Source organism: Pseudomonas sp. FFPRI_1 (assembly GCF_055384485.1).
Genome location: NZ_AP029168.1, coordinates 2963631 through 2984042, shown reverse-complemented (window position 1 = coordinate 2984042; position 20412 = coordinate 2963631). Strand labels below are relative to the sequence as shown.

Below are 20412 nucleotides of genomic sequence, written 5' to 3'. Positions count from 1 at the left end.
CCCCATGTTCAGGAGCTGGCGAGAGGGTTATTCTCTCGCCACTTGCGCCAGGTTCCGCGGCGCCTCACCACCAGGGATGGACACGGCGAATGAGATTCGCGATCGGCCTGTTTTTATGCGCGGCACTCGGCGGCGCACTCACTACCCACGCCGCAGAAACCGTCAACGACATCACCCAGCTCAACCCCATCGTGGTCGACCGGGTGGCACACCCCAAAACCCTGGAAGAGATCGTCGAGCTCGTCGCCACCCACTCCGGCCCCATCGCCATCGGCGGTGGCCGCTACAGCATGGGCGGCCAGACCGCCACCGAGCACGCCCTGCAGATCGACATGCGCAGCTTCAAGCAGATCCTCGGGTTTTCCCGGGAGCGCAAGGAAATCACGCTCCAGCCCGGCATTACCTGGCGCGCCCTGCAAGACTTCATCGACCCTTACGACCTGTCCGTGAGCATCATGCAGAGCTACGCCAACTTCACCGTCGGCGGCGCCCTGAGCGTCAACGCCCACGGCCGCTACATTGGCTACGGCCCGCTGGTGAGTTCGGTGAAATCCATCAAGCTGGTGCTGGCCGACGGCCAAGTGGTGGAGGCCAGCCCGCAGCTCAACGCCGAATTGTTCTACGGCGCCATCGGCGGCTACGGCGGCCTGGGGGTGATAGTCGAAGCCACCCTGCACCTGAGCGACAACGTGCGCTTGCTGCGCACCTTCGAAGAAATGCCCCTGGCTGACTACCGCGACTACTTCGCCGCGCAGATCGAGCACAACCCGCAGGTCATCCTGCACAACGCCGTGCTCTACCCCGACCAGTACCAGACCCTGCGCGCGGTTTCCTACCGCCGCACCGAACTGCCGCTCACGGTGCAGGAGCGCCTCACGCCCCTGAACCAGAACTACTGGAAAGAACACAAAGCCATGAAAGTGGTGAGCCAGTGGCCCGGCGGCAAGACCCTGCGCCAGGAGGTGATCGACCCTCTGGTGCTGAAGAAGCCGCAAGTGTCCTGGCGCAACCACGAAGCCAGCCTCGACGTGCGCGAACTGGAACCCGACTCCAGGGCCAAGCGCACCTACGTGCTGCAGGAATACTTCGTGCCCCCCGACCAGTTGGAAAGCTTCATCCAGGAGATGGGCACGACCCTGCGGGCGCACAAGGTCAACGTGATCAACCTGTCGATCCGCCACGCCAAGGCCGACCCCGGCACGCTGCTGGCCTGGGCCAAGACCGAGGTCTTCGCCCTGGTGCTGTACTACCAGCAGAGCACCACGCAAGCCGCGCGCAATGAAGTCGGGCAGTGGACCCGCGCCCTGGTGGACAGCGCCATCAAGCACGGCGGCAGCTATTACCTGCCCTACCAGATCCACGCCACGCCGCAGCAGTTTCGTGCCGCCTATCCACGGGCCGGGGAGTTTCTCGCGTTGAAGGCCCGGGTCGATCCGCAGAACAAGTTCCGCAATAAGTTGTGGGATGCGTATGGGGTTGCTGCCGGGGAGAACGGGACGCAGCCATAAGGCGCCTCCCTTCGAGCATGAGCCAGCGCCAGGAGAATCGTTGCTGCCGGGGGCGGCCGGCGAACGCTGTGCCTGGCCGGGGCGGCATACCCTGAGGCCTGGCTTATCGGGCCAGTTGCTGATCCGCCGCGAGCACTTTGCGCTGTTGCAGGTAGATAACCCGGTCTCCGTCGAAGGCAATGACTTCGTTGGCACTCAAGGCCACGCCGTTATCCCCCTCATATTTGAGCCAGCCTTCACTCCACAGGTCGCCGCTTTCATAACGAACCTGAACGAAGTAGTAAGGCGGCTCGGAACGGGTTATTTCGATAAAGTGCCCACCGTCCGCAGCGCCTTGCCAGTGAGCGGCAGGATGCTCGGGCAACACAGGTACCACAGGATTGGAATAGTCCATGAAGACAACCACCAGTGAAAGTGCCAGTAACGCCAGGACACCCACCGACATGAGAAAACGCTTGAACCAGATCATTCCAGGATCTCCACTGCATTCCATGGCCCGCGACCAGGGTGGTGGGGCCAGCGCGCATTCTGTTGAAGGCCCTGGTGCTGCGCAATAAAAACCGCTGCACACGTGCCAGGCAATGGCCTGCCCTTGCGCCTTGTCCGGGGCTGCTGCGGGGACCTGGCGTCAATGGCAAAATGGCCCCTCCTGTTCCCCCTGCACATCGGAAAATCCTGGCATGCGTATCACCCTGACCGAGCTGCACCTCGACCCGCCACACCCTCTGCAGGTCAGTTTCAGCAGCGCCTGCGGCGACGGCCGGGGCCAGTGGCTGGGCCCCCTGCCCCAGGTTGCACAGGACTATGAAGTGGAGCTGAGCCTGGAGGACGAATTCCACTGGAATGCCAACATCAGCGCGGCGGCCCAGGGTCCGGCACGCCTGCACTGGCAGCGGGGTGCGTTGCAGGTCAGCGGGCAGCTGCTGCAGGTCGAAGCGGATGGGGCGGCGGCCCTGGCCGTCGATCGCTCGATCATCCTGCTGTCGTTGCAGGGCGGCCCGGCGTGTACGCCACAGTGCGTCAAGCTGCGGGCGCGTCAGGTCAGCCTGCGGCCAATCGATCTCTGAGCGCTCAGGTCGAGCGGCAGCCGATCCACTGCAAACAACCACGAAGGACTTCAGTACAAGGAGTAAAACGCCGTTGGCAAGGCGTGACGGTCGCGCAATGCAACCCAGGGAGGGTGTTCGCCCAGTGCTCTGGCCTTGGCAATCCTTGCACCGGTAAAGAGCCCTTGCACCGGGCGAACGGTTGGCATTCTAGTGCAACTGAATGGGAAAGTCCGAGGACAGAATCTGAATAAAACTGAACAGCGCCACTATCCGCAAAATCCATGGCCTGGAAACGATTCTGCCCTGCCCCGTCAGCCCTCGTGAGCCGTGGTGACCTGCAGAATATCGGTGTAGGTCACCAGCACGCTCTGGCCCACCTTGAGGTCCTTGAGACGCTCCTGGACCTCAGGCTTCTCCACGCTCACCACCTTCTTGTTGCCCGCCGGGCCTTCGAAGGTCAGCTGGTTTTTCTTCAGGTCGATGGCGCTGATCTTCAGCTGCAATTGCACCTGGCGGTACGCCGCGCCACCGGGGTTGGGATTGTCTGCGGTGGCACGCACCACGCCGCTGGTTTCACTGGCGTCGGGCTTGCCCTTGAGCACATCGGTGTCCAGCATCGCGACCACCGAGTGGGTGACGGTGACCTTGACCTGGTCGCCGCTCTTGAGGTTGGCCAGGTCCTTGGCCTGGTCACTGAGTTGCACATGCACCGGCTTGCCCCCGGCACCTTCGAGCACCACCTGGTGCTTGGCGGCATCCACCGAAATGACCTTGGTCACCAGTTGGTCGGCTTCAATGCTTCCCGACAGCGGGATATCCGCCGCCTGGGCGCTGAGGCTGGCGGCGCCGAGCACAGTGGCCAGGGCAATGGCGCGGGTCAGGGTATTGAGGGTTTTCATGGTTCTACCTTCCTTAGTGGTGAAAAAACCTGTCCGACGGTTCAGGTCAAGGGACTGAGCATAGACCACCCCTGCGCCTGCACCCGACCGCTGCGCCCACCGGTCGCAGTGCTTCAGTAACCGGTCATTTCCAGATAACCGCTGCCGGTATGGCTGCCGCCCAGTGTCACCGGCCCTTCCCAGTAGGGAATGCTCAGGTTCATCCAGGCCTGGGGGTTCAGGGCGCGGGTGGTGATGTCCAGGCCCTTGTCCGGGATCTTCAGGCCCCAGCGCGTGGGGATCCGTCGCCCGGCCACCTCGCTGTACGCCAGGGGGGTCAACTGGATCTGCTCGCGGTTCAGGCTCCGGGCCTGGCCCTGGGCGTCGATCCAGGTGCCGGTGATGTAGGGCCCCTGCGTGCTGTCGCGGACCCGGAACAGCATCAGCCGCTCGCCACTGTCCAGGTGCAGGGAAAACCAGTCCCAGCCGGTCTGGCCGGCGGCCAGGGGCTGGCTGCTCCACTCGCGGTCGAGCCAGGCCGGCCCGCTGACCTGATAGTCCTGGCCATCGATCTGCAACTGCCCTGAAGCCTGGAAGAACGGCTGGCTGTAGTAATAGGACGCCTGGCCCTGGTCGGACTTGCGGCTGTAGCCACCCTCGCCCTGGAGCACCAGGGGCCGGCTGCTGGTGAGTTGCAGCTGATAGGCGAAGCCCTTGCCACTGGCCTGCACCTGCATTCGCGCCAGGGGATCCTGGCCCGGCGCCAGGCTGCGCAGTTGCCAGTCATCGATCCACGCCTGGAACGGCTGGGCAATCACCCCGGCCTGCCCGACACCGCCCCGGGCATGGCGCTCGGCCGCGTAGTGGCGGGTAGCGGAGGTCGCCGCCGCATGCCCCAGCCAGACCAGGGGCGCACTCCAGCCCGGTTGCTCGGGAGCGGCGCGCAGAGCGCTGCGAAACAGCGTCCACTGCACGCCGAAATGCCGGCCCTGGGCGTCGCTCAAGTCGGCGGTGAGGTACCACCACTCGATGCGAAACCCATCATGGGCGCCATGGTCGGCAGGAAAGCTGAACGCCCGCCCCGGCACCACCGGGCTGAAGGTCGCGGCCTGGTTGCCCAGCCCGGCGAACCCCTGGGGCGCCTCGGCAGGCTGGTCGCAGCCACTGAGCAGCAGCGCCGCCAGGGCCAGGCAGCAGCGGTACAGGGGCTCAATCTTCATGGGCAAAGGTCCTCAGCAGATCCGCCGGCTGCGCCCGCTGCAGCTGCCACAGCGGCCAGGCCGACGCCAGCAGGGTCGCCAGCAATGCCAGCCCCAGCAGCTGCAGCAGTTGCCCCGGGAACACCCGCAGCGGCAGGCGCCAGCCAAAGGCCTGGACGTTGATCACGCTGTCCAGGCACCAGGCCAGGAGAATGCCCAGGGGCAGCGCCAGGACCAGGGTCAGCGAGGCCAGCAGCCAGGTCTGCCCCAGGTTCAGCAGCATCAACTGGCGCCGCCCCACGCCCAGGGCCCAGAGCGGCGCCAACTGGCCCAGGCGGCTCTGGCTCTGGGTCAGCAGGCTGATGAACAGCGCCACCCCGGACACGCCCAGGGTCAGGCTGTTGAGGGCCGCAGTGGCGGCGAAGGTGCGTTCGAAGACCTGCAGCGACCAGCCCTTGAGCCGGGCCTGATCGATGATCCGGCTGTCGTCCAGCTGGAAATGCTGCTGCAGCGTGCTGAGCAGCGGCACCATGGCTCCCGGCTCCAGGCGCAGGTTGAACCGGTTGGGGGTCAGCTGCGGCCAATGCTCCAGCAGGTGCCGGGCATTCACCAGCAAGTGGCCCTTGGGGTTGCCGTAGTCGGCGTAGATCGCCACCACCTGGGGCGTCCATTGCCCCGTCGGCACCGGCAGGCTGAGCCGGTCCCCCGGGTGGACCTTGAGGCGCCGGGCCAGTTGCTCGCTGAGCATCAGCGTGTCCGCCGCCGCCAATTGCTGCCAGGGATCATCGCCGAGGCTTTCCAGCAACGGCCAATGCTGAAGGTAGAACGGATGGTCGATCACCCCGTACAGGTCTGCCGGCCAACCCTGCACCTGCATCGGCACCTGCCAGCTGGGCAGCACCGCCGTCACCTGGGGCTGGCGCGGCAGCCAGTCCAGCAACTGCCGGGCCTGCTCCGGGCTTTGCGGATTGACGTAGAGCTCGGCGGACAGGCGCTGCTCCAGCCAGTCGTTGAAGGTCTGGCGAAAGCCTGCGGTCATGCTGCCGGCGCCGATGTTCGCCGCCAGGGCCAGGAGCAACGCCATCAGCGCCAGGCTCAGGGCCGGCAACTGCTGCCGGCAGTCCGCCAAGAACCACTGCCCCAGCACCCCACGGCTGCGCCCCAGCAACGCCCCCAGCAGTGCATTGAGCAGCACCGGCAAGCCCAGGGCCGCGGCCAGCAGCAAGGCCGCCATCAGCACAAAACCGCTGGCCAGGCTATCTCCGAATTGCCAGGCCGCCAGGGCCACCAGCAAGGCCAGCGTCGCTACCCAGCCCTGGCGCCGCAGCCAGCGAGCGTGGGCCTGGTGCCAGGCCTGGGGATTGGCCAGGGCCAGAAGCGGCAGACGCGCCGCGCGCAACAGGCTGGACGCTCCGGCCAGCAGCGCGCCCAACAGGCTGAGGCCGATTCCACCGAGCCACCAGCCGGGGCTCAGGTGCAACTGCCCGGCCACTTGCGCGCCGTACAACCCGTGCAGGCTGGCGGCCACATCCGGCAGCAGCACCCCGGCCAGCAGGTAGCCGCTGGTCACCCCCGCCACCCCGCCCAGCAGCGCCAGCCCACCCAGTTCCAGGGTCAGGCAGGCCAGCAGCATGCGCGCGCTGACGCCACAGGCGCGCAAGGTGCGCAGCAGCCCGCGACGCTGCTCCAGGGCCAGGCCGATGGCGGCATGGACAATGAACAGGCCCACCACGAAGGACAGGAAACCCAAGGCATCCAGATTCAAATGAAAGCTCTCGGTCAGGCGCGCCAGGTTGTTCTGCGACTCGCCCGGCTGCAGCACCAGTTGCCCGTTCAGTTGCTCGGGCAAGGCTGGCGCGTCGGCAGCCACGTCCCTGGGCAGCAACAGGCGTGTCACCTGCCCGGGCAGGCCGAGCACCTGCTGGGCAAAGCCGATGTCCATCAACAGCAGCCCCGGGGCCATGTCCGCCCGCACCTGCAAGGGCGGCAGGCGCTGGCCGTTGCTTGCCTCAAGCTGTTGCCCTGCTCGCCAGCCCAGGCTGGCCAGGGTCTGCGGCGCCACCCAGGTCATCCCCGGCGGGCTGAAGAACTCGATGACCTGCTGCAACCCCAGGGCCTCTCCGGCCACCGCGGAACCTGTGGGCAGCGACAGCGGCTCGATGCCCATCAGTTGCAGGCGCTGATCCTCATGCTCTTTGAGCTGGACCCGGCCCTGGAGCACCGGCGACACCGGCCAGCCGGCGCGGCGCAAGGTCACGAACAGTGCCTGGGAAAAATTCGCCCCGTCGGCACGGGCCAGGCTGGCCTGGGGCTCGCCACCGATCAACTGGCTGGCCCGGGCATAGCTGTCGCGAGCCTGGCTGTTGAGGGCCAGGACCCCGGTCAGCAGGCTGGTGGCCAGCCACAGTCCGGTCAGCACACTGAAGAACTGCACCGGGTGCTGGCGCCAGTGGCTCAGCAGCGCCTGCAGCGTGGTGCCCATGACCGCCATCAAGCCGCACCCGATCCGGCCAGGCGGCCTCGTTGCAGCACCACCACCTGTTGCAGGCGGCTGGCCACGCGCTGGCTGTGGGTGACCATCAGCAGGCTGGTGGGGCTGTCCGCCAGCAACTCCAGCAACAGCTGCAAGACCTCGTCACTGGTGGCTTCGTCGAGGCTGCCGGTGGGCTCGTCCGCCAGCAACAGCCCGGGCCTGGACGCCAGGGCCCGGCCCAGGGCAACCCGCTGCTGCTGGCCGCCGGAGAGCTGCTCGGGGTAGCGCCGCAGCAGCTCACCGAGCCCCAGGCGCTCCACCAGTTGCGCCTGCCAGACAGGATCGAAACGCCCTGCCAGCCGCGCCTGGAAGGCCAGGTTGTCTGCGACCCGCAGGCTGCCGATCAGGTTGAACTGCTGGAACACCAGGCCCACCTCGGTACGGCGCCAGTTGGCCAACTGCTGTTCGCTCATCTGCTCCAGCTGCTGCTGGCCGATGCGGATACTGCCGCGGTCAACCTTGTCCAGGCCGGCCACCAGGTGCAGCAAGGTGCTCTTGCCACTGCCCGATTCGCCCATCAGCGCCAGGCTGCTGCCCTGCCCCAGCTGCAGGTCGACCCCCTGCAGCACCGCCAGCGGCCCCTGGGGCGTGGCGTAGCTCTTGAACACTCCTTGTACGTGCAGCATGGCCAGGCTCGTCCGACTGAAGAAGGCCTCAAGAATAACCCGTGTCGTGCCCTGGCCGGGGCAAACCTTCAAGGCCCCCGGGCAGGCGATGCACCAGGGGCCGGCCAACCGTGGCGTGCCCCTATCGGCCCGGCGCCACGAAATATAGTATTGCGCCCCTTTTCCCCCCATTGCAGGAAGCACCGATGAACTACACCCAGGCCCAGTTGAGATACCGCCTCGCCATCGCCGCAGGCGCATTGCTGTTCAGCGGGGCGCTGATCTCGACCTGTATCTCGACCCTGAAAATGCTCTATTGGCGCCTGGACAGCTACACCACCATGGCCTCGGTGATCAACCAGCCGATCAAGTATTTCGTGTACCAGGTCAACGCCTACACCCAGCCGCTGAACTGGTTCTGGGACAACAGCCCGCTCCCCAGCTTCATCGACCTGAGCTACCCGTCCCACTGGAAATTTTTGGTGATCTACCTGCTGATCTTCGTTGGCGCGGCGCTGTATGGCTGGGGCCGGAGCCTGATGCGCAAGGTCGAGGAAGTCGAGCCGCTGATCCAGGCCCGGCTCAATGCCCCGGCCGAGGAAGGCGTAGCGGCCATGACCCTGCAGCAACTGGAAGACACGACCCCGGTGGAGCCCGGCGTCAGCTTCCTGTCCCAGACCCACTGGCTCTGTGTGCGGCCGCTGTTCTTCGCCGCGCTGTACCTCGGCCTACTGTGGATGCTGGGCATCCTCTGATCCCGCTGGCGGCGGATCGATCAGCGCGTCGGCCACCGGGTACTTGACCACCACCCGGTTGCGATACAGGCATTCGCGGCGCAGCAGCTCGGGGTTCTGGCCCTTGGTGCTGATGTCGCGCCAGATCTGGTTCTCGCGGTACACCCGCGGGCCCTCGCGAACAAACCGGTGGGCCTGCTGGTAGACGTGATAGCGCCAGTCCCGCGGTTGCTCACAGAGCAGTTCGCCCTCCAGCTGCTGCGCTGCCACCCGCAGCTTGAGCTGGAACGTCAGGGGCCCCGGGTTGTGCAGCACCAGATCGATGTAGTTGTAGAAGATCGCCGCCCCGGACCCGAAGGGCAGCACCCGACCCTGGTCGGGGAACGGGTCAAAACTGTGATTGGCCCGCTCCACCACCTGCAGCGGCGAGTGGATCGCCATCCAGTGGATCAGGTTGCTCAGTTGGCAGATGCCACCGCCGATGCCACTGCGGGCCTCGCCGAAGGACAGCTCCATGCCCTCGACAAAACCCCGCTCGCGGCTGGGCCGGCCCACCAGTTTGCAGAAGGAAAAATACTCCCCGGGCGCAATGCGCACGCCGTCGATGCAGGCCACCGCCAGGCGGAGGTTGATCACCTTGTTGTGCTGCAACGCCAGGTCGGAATCCCCCAGGGTGCGGATCAGTTTCGAGGTGTGCTTGATGAAGCGATGGGGCAAGCGCGGGCTGCCGGCTTCGGGCCGGGCATAGCGGCGCCCGGAGAAACGCCAGGCCAGGTGGCGCGCCAGGCGCCTTTGGCGAACCCGCAGCCAGTACAGCGCAGGGTGATACGACGACAGGGGTTTCATCGATTCATTCACGGCGTGCCGTGGGTCCTTGAAGGAAAAAACAGCGGCATCTTAGCCGCTGCCTGGCACCTTCACTAGCCGCCGCCCCCTAGCCCAGCAACTGGCTCAGCACGGCCCGCAGCTTGCCCGGCTTCAGCGGCTTGTTGAGCAGCGGCGCCCCCAGCTGCTGCAAGGCCCGGCGGCACTGGTCGCTGCGGTCGGCAGTGATGATCACTGCCGGCAATGGCTGCCGGAAATGTTCGCGCAACTGTGCAACCACCTCGCAGCCGGTCACCCCGTGGTCCAGGTGAAAGTCCGCGAGGATCAGCTCCGGTGCCCGCCCCTGCAAGACCTCCAGGGCCGCGGCCTGATCGGTGGCAGTGACCACCTCGCAGCCCCACTGGCCCAGCAGCGCGGCCATGCTTTCGAGAATGCTCAACTCATTGTCCAGCACCAGCAGGCGCCGCCCCGGCAGCGGGTTGCCGGTGCCCGGCTGCGGCGCCTGCTGAGCCAGGGGCAAGGGCACCCGGGCGGCCAGAGGCACGTCGATGCTGAACCGCGAACCGCGCCCGGGGCGCGAATCCACCTGCACCCGGTAGCCGAGGATTTTCGCAATTCGCTCGACGATCGCCAGCCCCAGGCCCACGCCCTTGCGATCGGCGGCGCGCCCCACATCCAGCTGGTTGAATTCAAGGAAGATCGACTGCAAACGGTCGGCGGCGATGCCGCGTCCGGTGTCCCACACCTCCAGGCGCAGGCAGTCGCCCCGGCGCCGGGCCGCCAGCAGGATGCTGCCGTGCTCGGTGTAGCGGCAGGCATTGCTGAGGAAATTACGCAGGATCCGGGTCATCAGCCGCAGGTCGGTGAACAGGGCAAAATCACCAAAGCGCACCCGCAACCCCAGCCCCGCCGCCTCGGCCACCGACTGGAACTCCGAAATCAGCGGCGCGAGCATTTCATCCAGGCGGTAGGTGGCCAGGTCCGGCTTCACCGCCGCCTGGTCCAGCTTGGAAATATCCAGCAGGTCGGTGAGCAAGTCCTCGGCGCCTTCCAGGGCCTGGTGGGTACGCTCCACCAGCAACTGCTCGGGGGCCGGCAGGTGGCGCTCGCGCAGGGTGGAAATCAGCAGCCGCGCGGCATTCAAGGGTTGCAGCAGGTCGTGGCTGGCGGCGGCCAGGTACTTGTCCTTGCTGCGGTTGGCGGCCTCGGCGGCGTCCCTGGCCTCGCGCAGGTCACGCTCGATGCGCTCGCGGCGGGCAATCTGCTGCTGCAGGTTGCGGTTGGCGTCCAGCAGCTCATCGGTGCGCGCCGCCACCCGTTGCTCCAACTGATCGTTGAGCTGTTCCAGGTGCTGCTGGGCCAGCTTGCGCTCGGTGATGTCGGCGACAAAGCCTTCCACCAGGCCGTCCTGATCCGGCTTGAGCAACAGGTTCATCAGCACATCGAGGCTGCTGCCGTCCTTGCGCCGCAGCTGGGTCTCATAACCCAGGAGGCTACGTTGTTTGTGCAACTGCTCAGCGATCGCCGTCAACTCCTCGACGCCACCGACAAACAGATTGCCCGCCAAGTCCGCCAGGGAGAACAGCACCTCCTGGGGGTCCTGGTAACCCAGCATTCGCGCCAGGGCCGGGTTGGCCGCGCGCATGCCGGCTTGCAGGCTGGCCTGGAAGATCCCGTGCACCGCATGCTCGAACAGCCACTTGTAGCGGTTGCGTTCGGTTTCCAGGTCGTCCAGGCGCGCCGCCAGCTCCGGGTAATGGCTCTTGCGCGCCGAATGGTTGCCCAGCCCCAGCAGCCCGGCCAGGGCCCGTTGCTGTTCCTCAGAGGGCCTCGCCATAGACCACCTCGACATCGCGCTGGCTGGATTCGCGAGGGTTGGTGAGGATGCACGGGTCACCCATCGCGTGCTGCGAGAGGAACGGGATATCGCTGCTGCTGACCCCGTGCAGGCCCAGGGTTTCGTGAAAGCCGATGGCGTGCTTGAGGGCAATCAGGTGCTCCACCAGGCGCCCGCAGATCTGCCGCTGGTTGAGGCCGCGGCAATCGATGCCGAAGGTCTCGGCGATCACCTTGAAACGCTCCGGCGCCGAGTTGTAGTTGAAGGCCACCACATGCTCCACCAGCACCGCGTTGCACAGCCCGTGGGGCAGGTCGAGAAAGCCCCCCAGGCTGTGGGACATGGCATGCACCGCACCGAGGATGGCATTGGAGAACGCCAGCCCGGCCTGCATGCTACCGAGCATGATCTTCTCGCGCAGGGCGATGTCCGCGGGGTTGGCGATCATCTGCACCAGGTTGCCATTGATCAGGCGCATGGCCTCCAGGGCGTGGGGGTCGGTGAGCGGCCCGTGGCCGGTGGAAACGAAGGCCTCGATGGCGTGCACCAGGGCGTCGATACCGGTGCAGGCGGAGAGGAACGGGTCCATGCCCAGGGTGGTTTCCGGGTCGATCAGCGACACATCCGGGACCACCGCCTTGCTGACGATGGAGAACTTCATCCGTTCCTGCTGGTTGGAGATGATCACGAACTGCGAGACATCCGCCGAGGTGCCAGCGGTGGTAGGGATCATGATCAGCGGCGGGCTGGGCATGCGGATGGTGTCCACCCCCTCGAACTCGAGGATGCTGCGCCCGTGGGCGGCGACGATGCCGATGCCCTTGCCGCAATCCATGGGGCTGCCGCCACCGACCGCGACGATCACATCGCAAGCGTTTTCCCGGTAGATCTGCGCGCCGTGCATCACTTCCTCCACCCGCGGGTTGGGCGACACCGCGCTGTACAGGCAGTACTCCACGCCCTGGGCCAGCAGGCTGGCCTCGACATCGGCGACCCAGCCGGCGGCGATCACCCCGGGGTCGGTGACCACCAGCACCTTGCGCGCCCCGAAGGTCTTCGCATAGTTGCCGACGTTGTGCCGGCAACCGGCGCCAAAGATGATTTCCGGAGAGACGAACTTGCGCAGCAGACTGAGATTCTGGCCCATGGGGGGAAGCCTGTTTTCTTATTGTTCTGGAGAAGAACGCCAGCCTAAAGCATCCCGCGATGAAAGCAATCCGACCATTGGGTGGTGGTATGCGCCCTGTCTGCCTCTGCCCCTGCAAGAGCCGGCTTGCCGGCGAAGGCGGTCTTGCGGGCGCCTTCGCCAGCAAGCTGGCTCCTACGGTGTGCGGTGTACGGGTCAGAGGTGAATGTTCATGCCGTCGTACGCCACTTCGATGCCGCGGCGGGTCAGTTCCGCGCGTTCGGCGGAATCCTCATCGAGGATCGGGTTGGTGTTGTTGATGTGGATCAGCACCTTGCGCGCACGGGGGAAACGCTGCAGCACCTCGAGCATGCCGCCAGGGCCGCTCTGGGCCAGGTGGCCCATCTCGCTGCCCAGTTTGTCGCCCACTTCACACAAGCGCATCTCGTCATCGCGCCACAAGGTGCCGTCCACCAGCAGGCAGTCGGCGCGCGCCATCCATTCCAGCAAGGGCCGGTCCACCTGCCCCAGCCCCGGGGCATAGAACAGGCTGGCGCCGCTGCGCCGGTCCTCTATGAACAGGCCGATATTGTCCCCCGGGTGCGGGTTGCCGCGATGGGGCGAATACGGCGGCGCGCTGCTGCGCAGGGCTATGGCCCGCAGGGCGATATCCGGGCAGGCCGGCAGGCTGAACTCGCGGCCATCGAGGTGGATGGGCTGCCACTGCAAGCCGCCATGCCAGTGGCTGAGCATGTTGAACAGGGGGAAGCCGCTGCTCAGGTCCTGGTGGACCATCTCGGTGCACCAGACCTGATGCGGGCAACCTTCGCGCAGGCTGAGCAGGCCGGTGCAATGGTCGATCTGGCTGTCCAGCAGGATCACCCCGGCCAGGGCCGTGTCTCGCAGTTGTCGGCCCGGCTGCAGCACCGGGAAGGATTCCAGTTGCTGGCGGATGTCCGGGGAGGCGTTGCACAGGATCCACTCGCTGCCGTGGTCGCTCAGGGCGATGGACGACTGGCTGCGGCGCCGCGCCCGCAGGGTGCCGTTGCGCACGCCGGCGCAGTTGCGGCAATTGCAGTTCCACTGGGGAAAACCGCCCCCCGCCGCGGAACCGAGAATGCGAATGTGCATGGCGTGCTCCTGAAGGGCAAAAGGCTCCGGCCGACACCAGCACCGGCCGAAGCGGGACGGCTCAGCGGTTGGCGAAGTACATGGTCACTTCAAAGCCGATACGCAGGTCGGTGTACGCGGGTTTATGCCACATGGGGTCAAGCCTCTTGTTGTGCCGGGGGATTCCGGTAGAGGCATTAATGCACGGGGAGCGCAGGGGCCGAATGCTACTTTGGGACGAACCGGCGGGGTGCGTTGGTAGGGGGAGATTGGTGGTTGGGGGGGGCTAGCCTCGGTAGGAGCCGGCTTGCCGGCGAAAGCGATCTTGCGGGCCCCTTCGCCAGCAAGCTGGCTCCTACACGGAGGGCGGTGGTGGGGCTTGCCTCTGTAGGAGCCGGCTTGCCGGCGAAGGCGATCTTGCGGCCCTCTTCGCCAGCAAGCTGGCTCCTACATGGCTGGCGGTGGGGGGCTTGCCCCGGTAGGAGCCGGCTTGCCGGCGAAGGCGATCTTGCGGCCCTCTTCGCCAGCAAGCTGGCTCCTACATGGCTGGCGGTGGTGGGGCTTGCCCCGGTAGGAACCGGCTTGCCGGCGAAGGCGATCTTGCGGGCCCCTTCGCCAGCAAGCTGGCTCCTACAGGGGCTGTGTATCGTGTGCTGGACCCACAACGCACACGGGGAGGTGCCCACCCATGAGCCCTCCCCGTGTCCGTCCCGCACAAGCACGGCGGCACCCAACCACCGCGCCTGTTGTTGCCCTTAGAAGAAGCCCAGGGGGTTGATGTCGTAGCTCACCAGCAGGTTCTTGGTCTGCTGGTAGTGGTCGAGCATCATCTTGTGGGTCTCGCGGCCCACCCCGGATTTCTTGTAGCCACCGAACGCGGCGTGCGCCGGGTACAGGTGGTAGCAGTTGGTCCACACGCGCCCGGCCTGGATCGCCCGGCCCATGCGGTAGGCGCGGTTGATGTCGCGGGTCCACAACCCGGCCCCCAGGCCGAATTCGCTGTCGTTGGCGATCGCCAGGGCTTCGGCTTCGTCCTTGAAGGTGGTCACGCCCACCACCGGGCCGAAGATTTCTTCCTGGAACACGCGCATCTTGTTATGGCCCTTGAGCAGCGTCGGCTGGATGTAATAGCCGCTGGCAAGGTCGCCCTCCAGGCGCTCGGCAGCGCCGCCGGTGAGCAGCTCGGCGCCCTCCTCCTGGGCGATCTGCAGGTAGGAGAGGATCTTCTCGTACTGCTGCTGCGATGCCTGGGCGCCGACCATGGTCTCGGTGTCCAGCGGGTTACCGCGCTTGATCTTGACGATCTTCTTCATCACCTCGGCCATGAACGGCTCGTAGATCGACTCCTGGACCAGGGCCCGGGATGGGCAGGTGCAGACTTCACCCTGGTTGAAGAACGCCAGCACCAGGCCTTCGGCGGCCTTTTCTATGAACGCAGGCTCGGCCTGCATGATGTCTTCGAAGAAGATGTTCGGGCTCTTGCCCCCCAGCTCCACGGTGGAGGGAATGATGTTTTCAGCGGCGCATTTCATGATGTGCGAGCCCACCGGGGTCGAGCCGGTGAAGGCGATCTTGGCGATGCGCTTGCTGGTGGCCAGGGCCTCGCCGGCTTCGCGGCCAAAGCCCTGGACGATGTTCAGCACCCCGGCCGGCAGCAGGTCGGCGATCAGCTCGGCGAAGACCATGATCGACAGCGGCGTCTGCTCGGCGGGCTTGAGCACCACGCAGTTGCCGGCGGCCAGGGCCGGGGCCAGCTTCCAGGCGGCCATCAGCAGCGGGAAGTTCCACGGGATGATCTGCCCGACCACACCCAGGGGTTCGTGGAAATGGTAGGCGGTGGTCAGTTCGTTGATTTCCGCGGCGCCGCCTTCCTGGGCACGGATGCAACCGGCGAAGTAGCGGAAATGGTCGGCGGCCAGGGGCACGTCGGCGTTGAGGGTTTCGCGCACGGCCTTGCCGTTGTCCCAGGTTTCGCTGACCGCGAGGATCTCCAGGTTCTGCTCGATGCGGTCGGCAATCTTCAGCAGCACCAACGAGCGCTCCTGGGCGCTGGTCTTGCCCCAGGCCTCGGCGGCGGCATGGGCGGCGTCCAGGGCCTGGTCGATGTCCGCGGCAGTGGAGCGCGGGAATTCGGCGATCACCTCACCGTTGACCGGCGAAGTGTTGCTGAAGTACTGGCCGTCCACCGGCGGCACGAACTGGCCACCGATGAAATTGCCGTAGCGTGGCTTGAAGGACACGACGGCGCCTGGGGTTCCGGGTTGTGCGTAGATCATGCTGGGCCTCTGCTGGTCGATGCCTGTCCACGACAGGCGATGGCTCGATGGTAGAGAGCCCCGCAGCGCTGACGAATGCATCGTTGGCAGGGGGGCCCTCGTCATTTGGTCGTAGGTTGAATGCCTGCGTCCATGCTGCGTCCTGGTGTGTGGGAGCCGGCTGGCCGGTGATGGTGGTCTGGCGGGCCTCTTCGCTGGCAAGCCAGCTCCTACGGCTGGCAATGAGAGGGTGTGAGTTCTGTAGGAGCCGGCTTGCCGGCGATGGCGGTCTGGCGGGCCTCTTCGCTGGCAAGCCAGCTCCTACAGCTGGCAATGAGAGGGTGTGAGTTCTGTAGGAGCCGGCTTGCCGGCGATGGCGGTTTGGTGGGCCTCTTCGCTGGCCAGCCAGCGCCTAAACGGGGATGGTCAGGGCAGGTCGACCCGCTGCATGCGCTTGCGCTCGTAGCCCGGGTACAGGTGGCTGACGCTGCGGATCAACTCGTAACGGGTCAGGCTGATGGCGGCGAAACGCTCGGGAATCGGTGCGCGGATCAATTCGGCCATGTCGTCGCCACGGGCCGCGCCGGCGCTCAGCAGTTGGTGCAGCCAACCCAGGTAGTCGCGCATTTGGGCAAAGGGGGCGGCGCTGCTGGCCACCGGGCCGTGGCCAGGAACGATCAGGCGCCAGGGCAAGGCTTGCAGGCGCTGCAGGTCGTCGAGCCAGACTTCAAGCCCCGGGCTGTTGGGGGTGGTCAGGGCGCGCTGGTAGAACACCAGGTCGCCGGCGAACAGCACTCCGGTGCGTTCGTCGAAAATCGCCAGGTCGGCGCCGGTATGGCCGGCCAGGGCCAGCAGCCGCAGGCGGTGCCCGCCAATCTCCAGTACCCCGGGTTCCAGGGTCCGGTTGGGCAGCACCACCTCGGTGCCGCGCATCCAGTCGCCCACCAGGCGGTAGAGGTTCTCGGCCATGGCGTCGCCCTGTTCGCGCAGCCGGTCGGTGGTGCCGGCCAGGGCCGCGATGGGCACGTCGCTGAAGGCCTGGTTGCCCAGCACATGGTCCGGGTGATGATGGGTCAGCAGCACCTGGGCCAGCGGTTGCTCGGTGGTGGCGGCGATCGCCTGGCGCAGGGCTTGGCCGTAGCGTTTCGACGGCCCGGTGTCGATCACCAGCACGCCGGCCTCGGTGACGATGAACCCGGTGTTGACGATATTGCCGCCGTTGTCCCGGGAGAAATTCTCGGTGCCGCCTTCCAGCAGCCAGGTGCCCTCGGCGATCTGCCGGGGCTTGAGGCGGTAGTCCAGTTCGGCCCAGGCCGGCAGGCTCAGGCTCAGGCTCAGACACAGCAGCAGTATCCAGCGCATGGCTTGCTCCTCGGCTCAGGGAATGGTCGCTTCGAACTGATTGCCGTTGTTGTCCCGCAACAGCAGGCGGGGTTGCCCGGGGGCCTGGATATCGAACCCCAGGTTTGGGTTCTCGCTGACCGCCGGGTACAGCTCCAGGCGCGCCAGCACGCGGTTGTCGGCGTCCAGCAGTTGCACCTGGTTGAGAAAGAATTCGGGGATGCCGCCGAGCAGGCCGTTGTCCATCGGGTGCGACACCTGCAGGCGCAAACGGCTGGCGCTGCCCCGGGGATAACGCGCCCCCAGCACCTCGCCGACGTGCTCTTCCCAGCCGGGCTGGCTGCGCACCAGGCTGGGGGCGGTGCAGCCACCGCCGGCGGCGTCGATCAGGGCCGAGCCGACGTGCCACAGGCCATCGCGGGTCAGCACCGCGGCGCGCAAAGGCGTGGCCTGTTCGATGCGGATTCGGATCGACAGCCAGGGCGCCACCCCGGCGCCCGGCTCGAAATCGACGATCCGCGGCAACGGGTTGAGCTCGGCCCAGGCAAGGATCTTCACCACCTCGCCGGCCAAGGCCCGGGCGTCGATTTCCAGCGGCACCTGGCGTGCATCCTCGGCAAACGGCGGCGCCAGCAGCTTGACCCGTTCATCGAAGACGAAGGGTGCGTCCGCCAGGATCTGCCGCTGGTAGTAGGCCCACATCACCGACGGCACCGGGTCCGGGCCGGGCTCGATGCGGGCCGCAAAGGCCAGCGGCGACACCAGCAGCAGGCCGCCCAGGTACAGCCCCCTGAGGCCCATGGCCGTCACTCCTCGACGTGCACGCTGTCCAGGTAGGTGCGCACCGCCCACAGGGCTTCCTGGCTCAGGTAGTCGGCCATCTTCGGCATGTACACCCGGCCATCGCGCACCGCGCCGTGGCGCACCCGTTCGACAAACCACTCGTCCCCGGCGTCGCCGACATCGAGCATGCGCAGGTCCGGGGCAATGCCGCCGGACTTGGCTTCCAGGCCATGGCAGGCGGCGCAGTTCTGGTTGTAGGCCGAGGCGCCGATTTCCACCGCCTTGTCCCGCTCGGGGCTGGCGCGGTACGGATTGACCGCGGCCCAGCCGTCGCCGTCCAGGGTCACGCCAGCGTCCTTGACCGGGGTCAGGCCCTTGGTTTCCACCGCCTGGGGCACTACGTTGCCGTGGGCCCATGCACCGCTGCTCAACAGGCCGGCCAGCAGCCCGGCGGCCAGCCAGGCGTTGTGTTTTCTTATCATTGTCATGCCCTCAAGATTGCACGCGAGGCCTCTCGACAGAGGCCGTGGCGCCATCTTAGAAACAGCCCCCGGGGCAGCCGTATGCTGCTTTGGTGGCCGGGCCTTACTCCCTTGGTAGTAGGGCTTGTGGTGCGGGTCTAAATCAGGTGCCGGCTGGGAAGTTTTCCCGGCAAGCGCGGGACTTTTTCCGTATCTCCAGGCCACGCCCCGGCACACCCTAGTCAGGCCAAAACCTCCACTGGGAACTGCCACCATGAGAATAAGAACGCTACCCACCCTTTCCCCGCTGACCCTGGCCATGCAGGCCTTTGTGCTCGCCGGCAGCCTGTCCCTGAGCGCCGGCGCCAGTGCCGCCACCGCGGCTGCACCGAGCACCCGCAACGTCACCTGGGAAGACATCGCCAACGACCACCTGACCACCAAGGACGTGCTGCAGTACGGCATGGGCACCAACGCCCAGCGCTGGAGCCCGCTGGCCCAGGTCAACGACCAGAACGTGTTCAAGCTGACCCCGGCCTGGTCCTACTCCTTCGGCGACGAGAAGCAGCGCGGCCAGGAATCCCAGGCCATCGTCAGCGACGGCGTGGTCTACGTCACCGGCTCCTACTCGCGGGTGTTCGCCCTCGACGCCAAGACCGGCAAACGCCTGTGGACCTACAACCACCGCCTGCCGGACAACATTCGCCCGTGCTGCGACGTGGTCAACCGCGGCGCGGCGATCTACGGCGACAAGATCTACTTCGGCACCCTCGACGCCCGGGTCATCGCCCTGGACAAGAACACCGGCAAGGTGGTGTGGAACAAGAAGTTCGGCGACCACAGCGCCGGCTACACCATGACCGGCGCCCCGGTGCTGATCAAGGACAAGAGCAGCGGCAAGGTGCTGCTGATCCACGGCAGCTCCGGCGATGAATTCGGCGTGGTCGGCCAGCTGTTCGCCCGCGACCCGGACACCGGCGAAGAGGTGTGGATGCGGCCCTTCGTCGAAGGCCACATGGGCCGCCTGAACGGCAAGGACAGCACCCCCACCGGCGACGTCAAGGCGCCGTCCTGGCCCGACGACAAGACCACCGAAACCGGCAAGGTCGAGGCCTGGAGCCATGGCGGCGGCGCCCCTTGGCAGAGCGCCAGCTTCGATGCCGAGAGCAACACCATCATCGTCGGCGCCGGCAACCCGGGCCCGTGGAACACCTGGGCACGCACCTCGAAAGACGGCAACCCCCACGACTACGACAGCCTGTACACCTCGGGCCAGGTCGGCGTCGACCCGAGCACCGGCGAAGTGAAGTGGTTCTACCAACACACGCCGAACGATGCCTGGGACTTCTCCGGCAACAACGAACTGGTGCTGTTCGACTACAAGGGCAAGGACGGCAAAGTGGTCAAGGCCACCGGCCACGCTGACCGCAACGGCTTCTTCTACGTGGTGGACCGCAACAACGGCAAATTGCAGAACGCTTTCCCCTTCGTCGACAACATCACCTGGGCCAGCCACATCGACCTGAAGACCGGGCGCCCGGTGGAAAACGAAGGCCAGCGTCCGGCCAAGCCGCTGCCGGGTGAAACCAAGGGCAAGCCGGTGGAAGTCTCGCCGCCGTTCCTCGGGGGCAAGAACTGGAACCCCATGGCCTACAGCCAGGACACCGGGCTGTTCTACATCCCCGGCAACCAGTGGAAAGAGGAGTACTGGACCGAGGAAGTGAACTACAAGAAAGGCTCGGCCTACTTAGGGATGGGGTTCCGCATCAAGCGCATGTACGACGACCACGTCGGCACCCTGCGCGCCATGGACCCGACCACCGGCAAGCTGGTCTGGGAACACAAGGAACACCTGCCGCTGTGGGCCGGGGTCTTGGCGACCAAGGGCAACCTGGTGTTCACCGGCACCGGCGACGGCTTCTTCAAGGCCTTCGACGCCAAGACCGGCAAGGAGCTGTGGAAATTCCAGACCGGCAGCGGCATCGTCTCGCCGCCCATCACCTGGGAACAGGATGGCGAGCAGTACATCGGCGTGACCGTGGGCTACGGCGGCGCGGTGCCGCTGTGGGGCGGCGACATGGCCGAGCTGACCAAGCCGGTGGCCCAAGGCGGTTCGTTCTGGGTGTTCAAGATCCCGAGCTGGGATAACCAGAGCGCCCAGCGCTGAC

General features: G+C 66.3%; 18 protein-coding genes. 4 read left to right on the top strand and 14 right to left on the bottom strand.

Annotation, left to right across the window (positions count from 1 at the left end; genetic code table 11):
• Nucleotides 1–89: 89 nt before the first annotated feature.
• Nucleotides 90–1508: an FAD-binding oxidoreductase gene (locus ACZ5BO_RS13300; protein ID WP_464700300.1), complete on the top strand. Its 1419-nt coding sequence runs from the start codon at nucleotides 90–92 to the stop codon at nucleotides 1506–1508.
• Between the two features lie 103 nt (nucleotides 1509–1611).
• Here the strand turns inward: ACZ5BO_RS13300 and ACZ5BO_RS13295 are convergent, their stop codons facing one another.
• Complete coding sequence (locus ACZ5BO_RS13295; protein WP_025130640.1) at nucleotides 1612–1977, bottom strand: hypothetical protein; 366 nt, start codon at nucleotides 1975–1977, stop codon at nucleotides 1612–1614.
• Nucleotides 1978–2188: 211 nt separating this feature from the next.
• Here ACZ5BO_RS13295 and ACZ5BO_RS13290 point away from each other — a divergent pair, with 211 nt between their 5' ends.
• On the top strand, nucleotides 2189–2575 hold the full coding sequence (locus ACZ5BO_RS13290) for a hypothetical protein (protein WP_464700298.1): 387 nt from the start codon (nucleotides 2189–2191) through the stop codon (nucleotides 2573–2575).
• Between the two features lie 293 nt (nucleotides 2576–2868).
• On the opposite strand, the gene ACZ5BO_RS13285 is transcribed toward ACZ5BO_RS13290, so the two are convergent.
• From ACZ5BO_RS13285 to ACZ5BO_RS13270, 4 genes are all read right to left on the bottom strand, one after another.
• The gene (locus ACZ5BO_RS13285) at nucleotides 2869–3456 is read right to left on the bottom strand and encodes a hypothetical protein (protein ID WP_025130638.1); all 588 of its coding nucleotides are present in this window, start codon (nucleotides 3454–3456) and stop codon (nucleotides 2869–2871) included.
• Between the two features lie 113 nt (nucleotides 3457–3569).
• Nucleotides 3570–4655 carry a lipocalin-like domain-containing protein gene (locus ACZ5BO_RS13280; protein ID WP_464700296.1) on the bottom strand — a complete coding sequence of 362 codons (1086 nt, stop codon included), beginning with the start codon at nucleotides 4653–4655 and terminating at the stop codon, nucleotides 3570–3572.
• Entirely contained in the window at nucleotides 4645–7125 is a 2481-nt protein-coding gene (locus ACZ5BO_RS13275) for an ABC transporter permease (protein ID WP_464700294.1), read from the bottom strand. Before ACZ5BO_RS13275 ends, ACZ5BO_RS13280 begins: the two co-directional genes overlap by 11 nt.
• Nucleotides 7125–7793: an ABC transporter ATP-binding protein gene (locus ACZ5BO_RS13270; RefSeq protein WP_464700292.1), complete on the bottom strand. Its 669-nt coding sequence runs from the start codon at nucleotides 7791–7793 to the stop codon at nucleotides 7125–7127. The genes ACZ5BO_RS13275 and ACZ5BO_RS13270 overlap by 1 nt, the downstream gene beginning before the upstream one ends.
• A gap of 185 nt (nucleotides 7794–7978) precedes the next feature.
• On the opposite strand from ACZ5BO_RS13270, the gene ACZ5BO_RS13265 reads away from it, so the two are divergent.
• Nucleotides 7979–8527, top strand: a complete 549-nt coding sequence (locus ACZ5BO_RS13265) for a YniB family protein (protein ID WP_464700290.1) — start codon at nucleotides 7979–7981, stop codon at nucleotides 8525–8527.
• Here ACZ5BO_RS13265 and ACZ5BO_RS13260 read toward each other — a convergent pair.
• The 9 genes from ACZ5BO_RS13260 to pedF all read right to left on the bottom strand — a co-directional run bounded on the left by ACZ5BO_RS13260 (nucleotide 8501) and on the right by pedF (nucleotide 18265).
• On the bottom strand, nucleotides 8501–9352 hold the full coding sequence (locus ACZ5BO_RS13260) for a VanW family protein (RefSeq protein ID WP_464701254.1): 852 nt from the start codon (nucleotides 9350–9352) through the stop codon (nucleotides 8501–8503). The genes ACZ5BO_RS13265 and ACZ5BO_RS13260 overlap by 27 nt on opposite strands.
• Nucleotides 9353–9440: 88 nt before the next feature.
• Complete coding sequence (locus ACZ5BO_RS13255; protein ID WP_464700288.1) at nucleotides 9441–11168, bottom strand: PAS domain-containing hybrid sensor histidine kinase/response regulator; 1728 nt, start codon at nucleotides 11166–11168, stop codon at nucleotides 9441–9443.
• Nucleotides 11152–12315 carry an alcohol dehydrogenase-like regulatory protein ErcA gene (gene ercA / locus ACZ5BO_RS13250; RefSeq protein WP_464700286.1) on the bottom strand — a complete coding sequence of 388 codons (1164 nt, stop codon included), beginning with the start codon at nucleotides 12313–12315 and terminating at the stop codon, nucleotides 11152–11154. Before ercA ends, ACZ5BO_RS13255 begins: the two co-directional genes overlap by 17 nt.
• A 195-nt stretch (nucleotides 12316–12510) precedes the next feature.
• A complete protein-coding gene (pqqB, locus tag ACZ5BO_RS13245; protein ID WP_464700285.1) occupies nucleotides 12511–13425 on the bottom strand; it encodes a pyrroloquinoline quinone biosynthesis protein PqqB in 915 nt (304 codons plus the stop codon).
• A 61-nt stretch (nucleotides 13426–13486) separates the two neighbouring features.
• Complete coding sequence (pqqA, locus tag ACZ5BO_RS13240) at nucleotides 13487–13558, bottom strand: pyrroloquinoline quinone precursor peptide PqqA (RefSeq protein WP_011060521.1); 72 nt, start codon at nucleotides 13556–13558, stop codon at nucleotides 13487–13489.
• A 601-nt stretch (nucleotides 13559–14159) separates the two neighbouring features.
• Entirely contained in the window at nucleotides 14160–15680 is a 1521-nt protein-coding gene (gene exaC / locus ACZ5BO_RS13235) for an acetaldehyde dehydrogenase ExaC (RefSeq protein WP_464700283.1), read from the bottom strand.
• Between the two features lie 405 nt (nucleotides 15681–16085).
• Nucleotides 16086–17021 carry a quinoprotein relay system zinc metallohydrolase 1 gene (locus tag ACZ5BO_RS13230; protein ID WP_464700281.1) on the bottom strand — a complete coding sequence of 312 codons (936 nt, stop codon included), beginning with the start codon at nucleotides 17019–17021 and terminating at the stop codon, nucleotides 16086–16088.
• A 15-nt stretch (nucleotides 17022–17036) separates the two neighbouring features.
• Nucleotides 17037–17801, bottom strand: coding sequence for a quinoprotein dehydrogenase-associated SoxYZ-like carrier (locus ACZ5BO_RS13225; RefSeq protein WP_464700279.1), 765 nt, complete (start codon nucleotides 17799–17801; stop codon nucleotides 17037–17039).
• A gap of 5 nt (nucleotides 17802–17806) precedes the next feature.
• Nucleotides 17807–18265 carry a cytochrome c-550 PedF gene (gene pedF, locus ACZ5BO_RS13220; RefSeq protein WP_464700277.1) on the bottom strand — a complete coding sequence of 153 codons (459 nt, stop codon included), beginning with the start codon at nucleotides 18263–18265 and terminating at the stop codon, nucleotides 17807–17809.
• Nucleotides 18266–18518: 253 nt separating this feature from the next.
• Between pedF and exaA the strand changes: the two genes are divergently transcribed.
• Complete coding sequence (gene exaA, locus ACZ5BO_RS13215; RefSeq protein ID WP_464700275.1) at nucleotides 18519–20411, top strand: quinoprotein ethanol dehydrogenase; 1893 nt, start codon at nucleotides 18519–18521, stop codon at nucleotides 20409–20411.
• Nucleotide 20412: the final 1 nt, after the last annotated feature.